This is a genomic window from Kineosporia babensis (assembly GCF_021129305.1).
GTDB lineage: Bacteria > Actinomycetota > Actinomycetes > Actinomycetales > Kineosporiaceae > Kineosporia > Kineosporia babensis.
In genome coordinates this window covers 1-569 of record NZ_JAJOMB010000079.1, presented here as the reverse complement: position 1 = coordinate 569, position 569 = coordinate 1, and the positions used below count along the sequence as shown (strand labels likewise).

Below are 569 nucleotides of genomic sequence, written 5' to 3'. Positions count from 1 at the left end.
CCCTGGTGGTGGTACGACTTCCTCACCACCCCCAAACTCGAATTCGCCTCCCTGTCCTCGACCGGCGGCACCGTCGGCGAACTCCTCGACTTCGCCATGGACCCCACCATCAGCTACGAAGACCTCCGCATCATCCGCGAAATGTGGCCCGGCAAGATCGCCATCAAAGGCGTGCAAACCGTCGAGGACTCCAAGAAACTCACCGACCTCGGCGTAGACGGCATCGTCCTGTCCAACCACGGCGGCCGCCAACTCGACCGCGCACCCATCCCGTTCCACCTCCTACCCGACGTCGTCCGCGAAGTAGGCCAGGACGTCGAGGTCGTCGTCGACACCGGCATCATGAACGGCGCCGACATCGTCGCCTCCATCGCCCTGGGCGCCAAATTCACCCTGATCGGCCGCGCCTACCTCTACGGACTCATGGCCGGAGGCCGCGAAGGCGTCGACAAGACCATCGAAATCCTCGCCGACCAAGTCGTGCGCACCATGAAACTGCTCGGCGCACACAGCATCGAGGAACTCACACCCCAGCACGTCACCCAACTCGAACGTCTCGGCCCGATCCG

1 protein-coding gene is annotated in these 569 nt (G+C 64.0%); it reads left to right on the top strand.

All coding sequences use genetic code 11. From position 1 onward, the window contains the following. A partial coding sequence (locus tag LR394_RS41050; protein ID WP_231450144.1) for an alpha-hydroxy acid oxidase occupies positions 1 to 569 on the top strand: 569 nt, incomplete at both ends.